Below are 13,134 nucleotides of genomic sequence, written 5' to 3' on the forward strand. Positions count from 1 at the left end.
TTATGTCACTGGTTTATGCTCAGAACCTGATAAAATCGTTTCATAGCAAAAAAGCTATAGAGCGTATCGACCTGAATATTTCTGAAAACAAGATCACCGGTCTGGTCGGCTGCGATGGATCAGGTAAAACTACTTTAATGCGTCTTTTAAGTGGATTAATGGTTCCCGATGATGGAACACTTGAAGTGTTAGGTTTATCTATGCCCCAAGATGCACTGAAGGTTCAAACACTCATAGGCTACATGCCACAGAAATTCGGTCTGTATGAAGATCTCACTGTAGAAGAGAATCTTCATCTCTATGCACAATTGCAATCTCTCGATAGACAGCGGCAACAGCAAAGGATCAATGAACTTCTACATTTTACTTCTCTCACTGATTTTAGATCCTTTATGGCTGGTCAACTCTCCGGTGGTATGAAACAAAAGCTGGGACTTGCCTGTGCTTTGATCAAAAAACCCAAACTTCTGCTTCTTGATGAACCGGGTGTCGGCGTTGACCCTATTTCAAGAAGAGAACTCTGGTCTATGATCAAAGCATTGGTGAAAGATGGGGTAGGTATTGTCTATAGTACTTCTTATTTGGATGAAGCAGAAAAATGTGATGAAGTGATACTGCTCAATGAAGGCCAAGTGCTCTATAGCGGTAAGCCTCAGAGCTTATCTGATTCGATGCAAGGCAAAGTCTTTAAACTTGTAGGCGATATAAAAGATAAACGGAAAACACTACAGCTGGCTTTGGGGTTTGAGAGTATAAAAGACGGGGTCATTTTAGGCAATGCGATCAAATTGATCTGTGAGCATAAAAATGATCTGCCTGAACTAAAGGTTATAGAGGCAGAGGGGTGTCAATACCAGGAAGCATCACCGAATTTTGAAGATGGTTTTATCCATATATTGAACGGGAGTTTCAACGGCAGGTCCTTGTTGGCCGAACAGATGCACATGAGTGCGACCAAAGAGGGTGCTCTCATCGAAGCGACCGATCTTACCAAAAAGTTTGGCTCTTTTACAGCGGCATCCCATGTGAACTTCAAGATAGAAAAAGGAGAGATTTTTGGTTTTTTGGGACCAAATGGAGCCGGAAAATCTACGATCTTCAAAATGCTCTGCGGCCTTTTACCTCCGACAAGCGGCGAAGCCAAAGTTTTGGATATAAGCCTTGAAAAGTCCTCTGCAAAAGCTCGAAGCAAGATCGGCTATATGTCACAGAAATTTTCTTTATACGGAGATATCTCAGTACTCGAAAATTTAAGATTCTTTGCCGGAGCCTATGGTCTGAAAGGGGCCCAAAAAGAGAAAAAAATACAAGATATGATCGACATTTTTGGATTAGAAACCTATCAGAAGGTACAATCCAAAACATTGCCACTTGGAATAAAACAAAGGCTCTCCTTGGCATGTGCTGTGATGCATGATCCGGTTGTCCTGTTCCTGGATGAACCGACTTCAGGCGTTGACCCGCTTACCAGACGAGAATTCTGGAATCATATCTATGCCATGGTCCAAAAAGGGATGACCATTATGGTGACCACTCATTTTATGGACGAAGCAGAATTTTGCGATCGCATTGCCTTGATCTACAAGGGACAGACGATTGCTTTGGGGACACCGCATCAACTGATTTCAAAAGTCTCCGAAGATGCGACCATGGAAGATACTTTTATAGCATTGATCAAAAGAAGTGCCGATGCAGAAGTTTAGACGTCTCAAGGCACTGTTTATCAAAGAGAGTATTCAGATCATACGGGATCCCAGTGCTATTCTCATCGCTGTTATACTGCCACTGATACTTCTTTTTCTGATGGGCTATGCCATCTCTTTGGATTCTAAAAATATCCCCGTAGGCATCGTGGTAGAGAAATCATCCAAACACACACAAAGTTTGGTCCATGCCTTTGAGATCTCAAACAGCTTTGATGTCAAACTTGATACGAATACGATAAAGTTCAAGGAACTGATCCAAGAGGGAAAGATCAGGGCTATCATCGTTATACCCGAAACGTTTGAGAAAGATCTGTTGAGAAACAGTGTCAAGATACAGATCATTTCAGACGGTACTGAACCGAATATTGCCGGATATGTACAAAAGTACAGTATGGGTGTCTGGCAAAATTGGGTCTTGCAGGAAGGGCTCGATAAGAAACAAAAGCAAGCAGCTATCACCATTGATACAAGATACTGGTTTAACTCTCCCCTTCTTAGCAGTTATTTTTTACTTCCGGGTTCCATCGCGATCATTTTAACCCTGATAGGCATACTGCTTACCGCATTGGTGGTTGCAAGAGAATGGGAAAGGGGAACCATGGAAGCGATCATGTCCACACCGATCAGCATCTTTGAGTTGCTTCTGGGTAAACTGCTGCCTTATTTTGTCATGGGTATGCTCTCCATGGTGATCTGTGTGACCATCACCTTAACGTGGTTTGAGATACCCTTTAGAGGTTCCTTTTGGCTTCTGGCCATCACTTCTGCAGTCTATCTTTTCCCCGCACTGAGTATCGGTCTGCTCATTTCAACTTTGGCAAAAAGTCAGTTTGTCGCAGCACAGGCAGCGCTGATCATAGGCTTTTTACCGGCATTTTTGTTATCGGGTTTTATTTTTCAGATCAGCAGTATGCCTTGGTGGTTACAATACATTACCAACATTATCCCTGCGAAATATTTTATTGCCATACTGCAAACACTTTTTTTGAGCGGCAACATCTATGAAGTGATCTTGCCAAACCTCATGGCAATGCTTCTTTTGGGAAGTATCGTATTTGCCGTCATAATGAAGATCACACGAAAAAGGCTTGACTGATGTACCAGCTCTTAGCCCTGATCAAAAAAGAATTCTTAGCCATATGGAGTGATAAAAAGTCCAGGGCGATCATTATCATACCTCCTTTAGTTCAGTTATTATTGTTTTCATTCGCTGTGACGTTAGAGGTGAAGAATATAAGTTTGGGTATCCTGGATAGAGACAACAGCGTACAAAGTCAGGAACTTGTCAGAAAATTATCCTACAGCAACACCTTTACACAGATATACAGGCTTCAAAGTGAAAAAGAGTTGACACACTACATAGATACACAAAAGGTCCTGGCCACACTCTATATACCGCAAAACTTTTCAAAAAAGTTAGATTCGGGAGAGCCGACTTCCCTCCAGATCATAGCAGACGGGAGAAAATCAAATACTGCACAGATTGCACAAGCCTATATCCAACGTACCTTCCTTTCCCTCTATCCATCGAACGACATCATGGTGAACAGAAACTGGTACAACCCCAATTTGGATAATTTCTGGTGGATCGTCCCAAATCTCATGGGAACCTTATCGATGATCATAGCTTTGATGCTTACTTCACTTTCCGTTGCCAGGGAAAGAGAGCTAGGAACGTTTGAACAGATCTTGGTCTCACCTATCTCCCCTACTGTATTGATCTTGGGTAAAACCATTCCTCCATTGATCATCAGTATGATCGAAGCAAGTGTGATATTTTTCGCAGCAACCACCTTTTTTGGTGTACCGTTTATGGGGTCTTTCGCTCTCTTGTATCTGGGATTGTTCGCTTTTTTATTATCGATCATAGGACTTGGCTTGTTTATATCGTCCATATCCTCTACTCAACAGCAAGGAATCCTTGGGGCCTTTGTCCTGGTCGTACCTTATATTTTGATGTCAGGTTTTGCGACCCCTGTGGAAAATATGCCATCCTGGCTCATACCTGTAACAGATTTCATCTCTTTAAAATATTTCTTACTGCTTTTAAAAGGCGTGTTTTTAAAAGATATCTCTTTTGAGATAGCCATAACGCTGATACTCCCCATGTTCGCTTTGGGTATCGTATCGCTCCTGTTCGCTTCATGGATGTTCAGAAAAAAGGTTACCTAAGATCTATCTCTGAAAAGAGCCTAAAAAATTTAAAGATCTTTACTTCTGCCTCGTTTCCATCATCCTTTGTTTATATTGTGCTTCAATAGTTTATCTCATTTCTCAAACTATCAAATCTCGCGTATTTGGATTATACGATACATATACCACTCCAAACATATATAAAAGTCTAAAATAGCTACAATATCTGATGGCAGAAACATATATAAGACATATAACCAACAGCTACTTAACATATATGGCAAGTGGATATGCAGCCCAAACTTATACGAATGGGGAAAACATATGATGTCACAGATCAGACGGTATTTCGTGCTACAGGATAAGCAGTGACATTTATCGACTTACTTATCCTGGGTTCCGTCATCGGCTCCAACAATCTTGCCGTGGCGCTGTCGCTCGGCGCTATGGGGCAAGCTGCACGCCGCTTTCGTGTGATGTTGGTGTTCGGTATATTCGAATTCGTGATGCCGTTACTGGGCATCGGACTGGGTGCCGCGACTGCGCGTGTGGTTGGACTGCACACGAATGTTATCGGTGCCGTGCTGCTGATCGCCTTGGGTCTCCTGACAGTGCTCAGCGGCATCCGAAACCGCCGTCAGGACGAGAAACTGGCAAAGCAAATCACGCAGTGGAGCGGGTTGGTTTTTCTCGCCCTGGGTTTAAGTATTGATAACGTCGTCGTCGGTTTCAGTCTCGGCCTCGACCGTGCAGAGCCGCTGGCAGTGGCGACAACCATCGCTTGTTTCTCAGTGCTGTTCACCTGGATCGGCATGAGACTAGGTCACGAGTCCCGCCGAGGCTGGGAACAGATATCGAAGATCGGTGCCGGCATACTCCTTGTAGGCTTTGGTGCAGCAAATGGTATGGGGTGGATATAATACCCCGGACAATACGGATCTTTATTCTTGACCATACACCGTGGGAATAAAAAAAATATCATAACTCAAAAGAGAGGTTTGCAAATACCCCTTCGACACTTTGTGCCGTTTTATAGCGAGTCTGTAGTACTCTTACCTTTTTGGTCTTCATATCGCATATGGCTATACGGAAGCTCATACCCATTTGCGGCTCAACGATGCAGATGATCTTCCCTTCATACTCACGTGTAGCGTGGATGATACCCTGCAGTTTTGGGAAAAAGTATTTTGGATAGCTCAGCGGTGTGATCTCTACGATCTTTAGATTATCGCGTTGCTTAAGGGTATCTACTATAAGCTGAGCATCTTCCAGGCTCTCGAACTGTACACACCAGTCATCAAAAACCTTATTGAAATGCTTTAGATCTTCATCTAAAAAACCTCCGGCAAGTGATTGTATAGCAAAAATTCCCATTCGTTCTATCCTAATTATTAAGGCCGGAATTTTAACATAAATAGTTGGAGATCTTGTTACAAAGGATCAATAAAAAAGAGATCAAGCAATGGGTATAAATACAGTTCTTTATCCCTCATGCATAAAATTTTCTGTCTTTATACTATAATGTTTTACATTATTAAAGATCAAAAGGAGACACAAAAATGAATATTAAGATACATCGTATTTATGATGATGACGTGCCGCAGGGATATCACGTTCTTGTGGATCGATTGTGGCCACGAGGCGTGTCAAAGGATGAAGCTGATCTTGACGGTCACTGGAAAGATTTGGCTCCAAGTAACGATCTGCGGAAATGGTTTGATCATGATCCCGATAAATGGGATGATTTCAGAAAAAAATATCTGAAAGAACTGAGCAAGCATAAAAAACAGGCAAAAGGACATCTGGAAGAGGTAAGTCAGGAAACTCTCATTCTTTTATATGGTGCAAAAGACAAAAAACACACCCACGCTCATGTCTTGAAAGAGTATTTAGAAAAGCTGAAATAAGAAATTGTGACTAAAAAGACACAATATTATCTTATTTTACTTTTTTTGCTTTTCCCGTGTCATATCTTTGACACCATCGACATTGATCGGTGTAGACCATTTTGCATCAAATACCGTTTCCATAGACTCTACCTCCCCTCTGATATCAGCTACCCTCTGTCTAAGCTGCGCATGCAGCTGTTTATAGCGTTTGTCACTGGCTAACAGCTCTTCTTCCTTTTGCATTTTCCATCGGTGTCGGCTTAACGCTTCCACAACTTCAGGTGCAACAGATTTCAATATGGCTGATTCTAGGAGTTCAGCTTTGTTTTCTACAACGTTGAGCTCTACTCCCAGGGTCTGTCCTTGATTGATCCAGGCCTGGTTTAGTTTGTTTTGTTTATTGGTACTGAGGGTATAGGTGGGATAATGGGAGACGATATCCTCATAACCGCTTCCAAAAAGCACCGGGATGGCAGTAAACTCGATATCAGGATTGATGAGGCCCAGATCATTCTTGACCTTTACGGCAAGGGAGTGAAAGATGGATTCTCCGGATGGATCATAATCAGTAATGGCTATAAGATAGGCCCTGTTATGTTTTGCCGTTCGGTTAAGATATTCGGCTATATTCACCGACTCGAAAGAAGGGATCTGTCCTGTACTGCTGTATACACCACACAGTAAAGCTTCAGACAATACCTCGGTACTTCGCGTCGGCTTTTCGGTAAAGAGCACGATGGGAGTATTGTAAGTATGGGTGTCGTTTCCAAGTCCCTTGGTGATCACATTGAGCCGACTGTAGATCGTTACATCACCATCCAAAAAAAGTTCATAGAGATACTCACCGATCAGGTGGTTGACATAGATATCCCACTTATCATCGGGCATGTTTTTGAGATGTTCGATATCACCCTTGAACTTATACCAGATGTCTCTGATATTCTCTACGGTTTCGCCTGTCTCAAGAAACCTATCAACATAGGTGGTAAGTTTTTTTCGGATACCTCTGTAGTGTTTCATAGCTTGACCTTTACCCATACGAAGTTAGCATTATTATACCAGTTATTAGGTATTCAACAATACAAATGATAATTTTTATTATTTAGATGTAAGTTTAACAAATATATAATGACTTATATAATTTATAAGGAGAATATATGAATATGTCTAAAATCATTGCTGCTTCCATCGTAGCATCATCTGTGTTATTTGCCGGATCATTAGCTGAAAAAGCAAAATCAATGGGGCTTGAGGCGATCCCTACAGACAAAACTGAACTGTCTAAACTGACCGATCCAAACGGTACGATCACAGCTGAGAGAGTTGAACTTGGGAAAAAACTATACTTTGAGCCAAGACTTTCAAAAAGTGGACTGATCTCCTGTAATACCTGCCACAACCTTGGACTTGGCGGAGCTGACGGAGCACCTGCGGCCATAGGTCACATGTGGGTAGCAAATCCGCACCACCTTAACTCTCCGACAGTTTACAATGCAGTGTTCTATGAATCTCAGTTCTGGGATGGTAGAAGTCCTCATCTTGAAGATCAGGCACAAGGACCTATGCAGGCAGCACCGGAGATGGCTTCACCGGCTTCATTGGTCGTAGAGAGAATCAACTCTATTCCTGAGTATGTCGAAGAGTTTAAAAAAGCATACGGTGCGGATGTAAAAGTTGATTTCCCAACGATCACATCAACGATCGGTATCTTTGAGAGAACCCTGGTCACACCATCAAGATACGATGACTTCCTCAATGGCAAGGAAGATGCATTGAACGATGCTGAAAAAGAAGGTCTGCAAGTATTTATGGACCAAGGGTGTACATCATGCCATAGCGGTGTAGCACTAGGTGGGAAAATGATGCCATTCCCAATGATCAAACCATATAAATTTGCCAATGTAGGTGACTTCAAAGGTGACAAGAACGGTATGGTAAAAGTACCGACGCTTAGAAATGTGACTGAGACAGCGCCATACTTCCATAACGGACAGATCTGGAGCCTTGCTGAAGCGGTTCAAGAGATGGGACGTACACAGCTTGGTAAAAATATCTCTGATGAAGATGCTGCGAAGATCGTAACATTCCTGAAAGCATTGAAAGGGGAAAAACCTGAGATCGTTTATCCACAGCTTCCGGAGAGCACGGCAACTACGCCTAAACCTGAGTTTAACTAATTAAACATGTTGTTACAGAGCAAGAAGTTCTTTCTTGTTCTGCAGCTATACATTGATAATACTCTTGATCTCATCAAGATATAACAGTTCTTTTTCTGCCAGTTTATCAGACAGCGCAGAGATCTCTTTCTTATGGGTTTGAAAAAGTTTCAACACCTCTTCCTCTTTTTCTGTAATGATCTTCCTTACTTCATCATCTATGAGTTTGGCAGTCGCCTCACTGAAGTCTTTTGGCATTGCCATTTCACGTCCGAGGAAAACATGATCTTCACCTTTCTGATAGTAGACAGGTCCAAGCAATTCACTCATACCCCATTGACTGACCATATGGGTTGCCAAACTTGTAGCCTCTTTGAGGTCATTGGCTGCACCTGAAGAGAGGTCACCAAGCAGGGTTTGCTCCGCTGCCCTTCCACCGAGCATCACTCCGATCTTATCGAGCAGATAGGCTTGAGGAAAGTTTTTTATATCTTTAAGAGGCAGCTGTTCTGTCATCCCCAGTGCCTGCCCTCGAGGTACGATAGTGACCTTTTCTATAGGGTCTGCGTGTTCAAGCAGCAGTGCAGCCAACACATGACCGCTCTCATGTATGGCGACTCTCTGTTTATCCTTTTCATCCAGAACAAACTCCTGTTCTACCCCCATTATGATACGGTCTCGCGCATACATGAAGTCATCCTGTGTGACATACTTTTGTCCTTCTCTGGCTGCATGCATAGCTGCTTCATTGACAAGATTGGCGAGGTCGGCACCGGAGAAACCGATGGATAGTTTTGCTATCTTTTCCAGGTCTATAGAGTGGTCTATCTGAACATTTCGTATATGAATGTTCAGTATCTTTTCACGTGCTTTGACATCCGGCAGGCTCAGTGTGATCTTACGGTCAAATCTGCCCGGTCTCAACAATGCATAATCCAGGACATCAGGACGGTTGGTCGCTGCAATGACCACGACCTGCTCCTCTGACTCAAAACCGTCCATCTCTGCTAAGATTTGATTGAGTGTCTGTTCTTTTTCATCATGTCCCCCGCCTACACCTGCACCTCTGGCACGCCCGACAGAATCGATCTCGTCGATGAAAATGATCGCAGGAGCTTCTTGTTTGGCTTTTTTAAATAAGTCACGTACCCTCGATGCCCCTACCCCTACGAACATTTCGACAAACTCGGAACCGCTGATTGAAAAGAAGGGTACCTCCGCCTCCCCTGCTACGGCTTTGGCCAATAGGGTCTTTCCTGTACCCGGTGATCCCATCAGCAAAATCCCTCTGGGAATTTTGGCACCTATTCTTTCATACTTCTCAGGGTTTTTAAGAAAGTCCACCACTTCATAGAGTTCGATCTTTGCGTTTTCAACACCTGCAACGTCATCAAAGGTCACAGATACCTTTTGTTTCTCATATTTTTTGGCCGTGGACTTCATAAAGTCAAATACACCTCCACCCATACCGCTACCGCCTAACTGTTCTTTTATACGTCGTGAACTGTAAAATATAAACCCTAAAAAGATGAAAAGTGGCAGCAACATGAAAAAAGAGAGCCAAAAACTTGACTCTTTTTGTGACTTCACATACATCTCAACCTGGTTTTTTTCCAACAGATCTAAAAAAGTTTTATCTTCAAACGGGGGAAGTGTTGTTCTCAGATAACCTGGTTTCCTCCCTATATCGCCTTTTAGGGTAGCCAGAACCTGATCTCCATCGATCCGTATCTCTTTGATAACATTTTCTGCAATTTTCTTTTTAAAAGCATCGTAGGAAACCGTTTGACTCTGTTTCTGTGCGGACATATAATTGTACAATTGAAATCCCAGCATGAGCATGATAAGTATGACCCATATATTGGTAAATGGATTGAATCCAGGAACGTCTGTCGGCTCTTTTTTCATCTCAACTCCCATCAGAAAATTATCTACTATACACTTATTGTACCAAAATTCATAGAGAGTCATATTGTACCGATCATAGGTCTCATACGGAGAATTCACACTTATTGGCTATAATACGAAAATAATCACTATGAAAGAAGGCATTCATGCACGTTTGATGCATGAAAAAGGTACCCTTATGAGCAAACTTGACCTTAGAGAAGCAAAACGTTTTTTACCCACGACCAGAGAAGAGATGGATGCTCTTGGATGGAAACAGTGTGATGTGATACTGATCTCTGGAGATGCCTATATAGACTCCCCTTTTATTGGTGTGGCTACGGTTGGACGTATGCTTGAAAAACTGGGGTATAAAGTCGGCATCATCGGTCAGCCAGATGTCAACAGTGACACAGATATCAAACGTTTGGGTGAACCGAGACTCTTCTGGGGTGTAAGCGGAGGGAGCATTGACTCTATGGTGGCGAACTATACCGCCACCAAGAAGTTCAGAAACTCTGATGACTACACACCGGGAGGCAAGAATACCCAACGTCCGGACCGTGCAGTACTTGTCTATACAAATCTCATACGAAAGCATTTTAAAAATACGGTTCCTATCGTACTGGGCGGTATAGAAGCTTCTCTTAGACGTGTTACCCATTATGACTACTGGAGCAACAAGCTGAGAAAACCTATACTCTTTGACTCTAAGGCAGACATACTCATCTATGGAATGGGAGAGCAGGCTATCCGTGAGCTTACATATGCTTTGGATAAAGGCGTGGACTGGAAAGATATACGCGGTGTCTGTTACATCAACAAAGAACCTGTGGAGAGTTACCACCAGCTTCCCTCGCATCAGGAGTGTCTGGATGATAAAGAGAAGTATATAGACCTTTTTGATCTTTTTTATGACAACAATGATCCCATCGCAGCCAAAGGTCTTTGCCAAAAGGTAGATACCCGCTACTCCATACAAAATCCGCCATGTGATTATCTGAATGAACCGGAGATGGATGAAGTCTCTGCCCTGCCGTTTACCAGGGAACTGCATCCGTACCACAGACCCGAAGGAAAAGTAAAGTGTCTGGAGACCATCAAGTTCTCCATTATGACGCATCAGGGGTGCTGGGGAGAGTGTAACTTCTGTGCCATCGGTGTACACCAGGGACGTACGATCCGTACACGTTCAGAACAGTCCATCGTTAAAGAAGCCAACCAGTTCAAAGAGTATAAAGACTTTAAAGGGATCATCTCTGATCTTGGCGGCCCTACGGCAAATATGTACGGGTATGAGTGTAACAAAAAGCTCAAACTGGGTACCTGTGACCATCAGAGATGCGTCGATTCACGCCATTTGTGTTCATCCATGAAACCGGACCACACCCGTGTGATAGGCATGATGAAACAGGTACGTAACATCGAGGGGATCAAAAAAGCATTTGTAGCTTCAGGGATACGTTATGACCTTATCAATGAAGACAAACGTAAGGGGTATTCTTATCTCAAAGAGCTGGTTGAGCACCATATCTCTGGACAGATGAAAGTCGCGCCTGAACATACCCAACAGCATGTGCTTGATCTTATGGGAAAACCAGGCAAACAGACACTCATAGACTTTAAAAGACTCTACGACAAACTCAACAAAGATATGGGGAAAAAGCAGTACCTGACCTACTATCTTATCGCCGCACACCCGGGTTGTGAAGAGAAAGATATGCATGAACTGAAACGTTTTACCACCGATGAACTTAAAATGAACCCTGAACAGGCACAGGTCTTTACCCCGACTCCCGGAACCTACTCCGCTGTGATGTACTACACAGAGATGGACCCGGTCACGCGCAAAAAGATCTTTGTAGAGAAAGATATGCACAGAAAAGAGAAACAAAAAGCCATCGTTCAGGCAAAAACAGACTTTAAATCGGGGTTTGCAAGTTAATGCCTAAAAGACCCATCTTCATCACTGACCTCGACCATACATTTTTACGTACAGATCTGAGTATCAGTGATTTCAGTACAGAGATTTGGAATACCAAAAGTAAAGATGCCATTCTCTCGGTAGCCACAGCAAGAAGCTTTCAAAAAACCCGTGACTTTTTGGAGAAACTCCATCTACATGCGCCTATGATACTTTTGGATGGTACGATGATAGTCTCCCCGGACAAGAAACTGATAGATCTGAAAACCATCAACAAAGCACTGGGTGATGCCATCGTTGAAGTAGGTTTGCAGTTTGGTATAGACCCTTTCATTATAGGGCTGAAAGATATGCAGCTCAATGAAGCATTTTTATACCCGAGAAAACTCAACGAATATCAGAAATTTGTCCTTAAGGGTTACAAAAATGATCCCCGTCTGCAGTTCAACCCCGAAAACAAGACCATGGAATTGAACCTGAAGATCGTTTACTTTGGCGACAAAGAAACCTTGGAACCGCTTACTGTAAGGCTGAAAGAGGTCTTCAAAGATGCCATAGAGTGCAAACTCTCTCCTGAAAAATATTCAGACGGCTACTTCCTTACGATACTCCACCCTGAAGGTGACAAAGCGCATGCCTTGAAAAAAGTCATGGATTATATGGAACGTGACCCTTTGGATGTGACCGTATTTGGTGACTCGCTCAATGACATAGGAATGTTTAAACTTGCCGGCACCTCTGTAGCCGTCTCCAATGCCCTGGACGAAGTAAAAGCCCTAGCGGATGTGATACTGCCACATACGAATGATGAGGATGCAGTGGCTCAATATTTGAAGGGTAACTGATAGACAGTTAATTCTCTATCCCAATTCAAAAGTAGATCAAAACCTTATAAAGTTATATATTGAGCCACTTGCAGATTCAACATCACAAAGTGGCTCTATTTTATAAGGTTTTCAGAAGTATCCTTGCACTCATCAATCTGTTTTGTTCTCTATTTTGTCACCGGCATCTTCTATCGCGTCATCTGCTTCGTCTAAAGCATCTTCAGTATTATCTTTTATGTCGCTTGCTACATTGTCAATTTTTTCTCCAGCCTTTTCTGCTGGTCCTTTTTCTTCACATCCTGTTATCATAAGTACTAATGCAACGAGTAATGACCCTATTAATATTTTACTTTTCATAATTTTCTCCTTTTAAATTGTTTTTAATATCCGATGCAGAACAATCCACTTCGTTTATAATCTTCGACGTCCTGTAATCCAAAAAATTACCGCCATTATCAATCCTACTACAAATAGTATCCACGCAATATTTGTTGCAGTACCTGCGATTCCTGAAAAACCTAACACTCCTGCAATGATTGCAATAATCAAAAACGTCACTGCCCAACTAAGCATCAATAACTCCTTTAATTTTATTGTATTTATCTAAACTAA

The 13,134-nt window shown here is 42.6% G+C and carries 13 protein-coding genes; 8 read left to right on the forward strand and 5 right to left on the reverse strand.

The window, feature by feature from the left end; all coding sequences use genetic code 11:
- The first annotated feature begins 2 nt into the window (after positions 1-2).
- From LDM98_RS02780 to LDM98_RS02795, 4 genes are all read left to right on the forward strand, one after another.
- Complete coding sequence (locus tag LDM98_RS02780) at positions 3-1,703, forward strand: ATP-binding cassette domain-containing protein (RefSeq protein WP_223897816.1); 1,701 nt, start codon at positions 3-5, stop codon at positions 1,701-1,703.
- Complete coding sequence (locus tag LDM98_RS02785) at positions 1,690-2,802, forward strand: ABC transporter permease (protein ID WP_223897817.1); 1,113 nt, start codon at positions 1,690-1,692, stop codon at positions 2,800-2,802. Before LDM98_RS02780 ends, LDM98_RS02785 begins: the two co-directional genes overlap by 14 nt.
- A complete protein-coding gene (locus LDM98_RS02790) occupies positions 2,802-3,878 on the forward strand; it encodes an ABC transporter permease (RefSeq protein ID WP_223897818.1) in 1,077 nt (358 codons plus the stop codon). The genes LDM98_RS02785 and LDM98_RS02790 overlap by 1 nt, the downstream gene beginning before the upstream one ends.
- A gap of 329 nt (positions 3,879-4,207) precedes the next feature.
- Positions 4,208-4,759 carry a manganese efflux pump gene (locus tag LDM98_RS02795; RefSeq protein ID WP_223897819.1) on the forward strand — a complete coding sequence of 184 codons (552 nt, stop codon included), beginning with the start codon at positions 4,208-4,210 and terminating at the stop codon, positions 4,757-4,759.
- A 58-nt stretch (positions 4,760-4,817) separates the two neighbouring features.
- Here the strand turns inward: LDM98_RS02795 and LDM98_RS02800 are convergent, their stop codons facing one another.
- Positions 4,818-5,213, reverse strand: coding sequence for a hypothetical protein (locus LDM98_RS02800; RefSeq protein ID WP_223897820.1), 396 nt, complete (start codon positions 5,211-5,213; stop codon positions 4,818-4,820).
- A gap of 185 nt (positions 5,214-5,398) precedes the next feature.
- Between LDM98_RS02800 and LDM98_RS02805 the strand changes: the two genes are divergently transcribed.
- Positions 5,399-5,746: a DUF488 domain-containing protein gene (locus LDM98_RS02805; RefSeq protein WP_223897821.1), complete on the forward strand. Its 348-nt coding sequence runs from the start codon at positions 5,399-5,401 to the stop codon at positions 5,744-5,746.
- A 36-nt stretch (positions 5,747-5,782) separates the two neighbouring features.
- Here LDM98_RS02805 and LDM98_RS02810 read toward each other — a convergent pair whose 3' ends face one another.
- Positions 5,783-6,748: a hypothetical protein gene (locus LDM98_RS02810; protein ID WP_223897822.1), complete on the reverse strand. Its 966-nt coding sequence runs from the start codon at positions 6,746-6,748 to the stop codon at positions 5,783-5,785.
- Between the two features lie 137 nt (positions 6,749-6,885).
- Here LDM98_RS02810 and LDM98_RS02815 point away from each other — a divergent pair, with 137 nt between their 5' ends.
- Entirely contained in the window at positions 6,886-7,905 is a 1,020-nt protein-coding gene (locus tag LDM98_RS02815; RefSeq protein WP_223897823.1) for a cytochrome-c peroxidase, read from the forward strand.
- 45 nt (positions 7,906-7,950) lie between these two features.
- On the opposite strand, the gene ftsH is transcribed toward LDM98_RS02815, so the two are convergent.
- Entirely contained in the window at positions 7,951-9,792 is a 1,842-nt protein-coding gene (ftsH, locus tag LDM98_RS02820) for an ATP-dependent zinc metalloprotease FtsH (RefSeq protein WP_223897824.1), read from the reverse strand.
- Positions 9,793-9,970: 178 nt separating this feature from the next.
- Between ftsH and LDM98_RS02825 the strand changes: the two genes are divergently transcribed.
- A complete protein-coding gene (locus LDM98_RS02825) occupies positions 9,971-11,716 on the forward strand; it encodes a YgiQ family radical SAM protein (protein WP_223899059.1) in 1,746 nt (581 codons plus the stop codon).
- The gene (locus LDM98_RS02830; protein WP_223897825.1) at positions 11,716-12,540 is read left to right on the forward strand and encodes an HAD hydrolase family protein; all 825 of its coding nucleotides are present in this window, start codon (positions 11,716-11,718) and stop codon (positions 12,538-12,540) included. Before LDM98_RS02825 ends, LDM98_RS02830 begins: the two co-directional genes overlap by 1 nt.
- Before the next feature lie 132 nt (positions 12,541-12,672).
- Here the strand turns inward: LDM98_RS02830 and LDM98_RS02835 are convergent, their stop codons facing one another.
- Together LDM98_RS02835 and LDM98_RS02840 are read right to left on the reverse strand one after the other, a co-directional pair.
- Positions 12,673-12,879: a hypothetical protein gene (locus tag LDM98_RS02835; protein WP_223897826.1), complete on the reverse strand. Its 207-nt coding sequence runs from the start codon at positions 12,877-12,879 to the stop codon at positions 12,673-12,675.
- A 54-nt stretch (positions 12,880-12,933) separates the two neighbouring features.
- Positions 12,934-13,095 carry a DUF1328 domain-containing protein gene (locus tag LDM98_RS02840; protein ID WP_223897827.1) on the reverse strand — a complete coding sequence of 54 codons (162 nt, stop codon included), beginning with the start codon at positions 13,093-13,095 and terminating at the stop codon, positions 12,934-12,936.
- Between the last annotated feature and the right edge of the window lie 39 nt (positions 13,096-13,134).

The sequence above is a fragment of the Sulfurovum sp. TSL1 genome, assembly GCF_019972135.1.
Taxonomy (GTDB): domain Bacteria; phylum Campylobacterota; class Campylobacteria; order Campylobacterales; family Sulfurovaceae; genus Sulfurovum.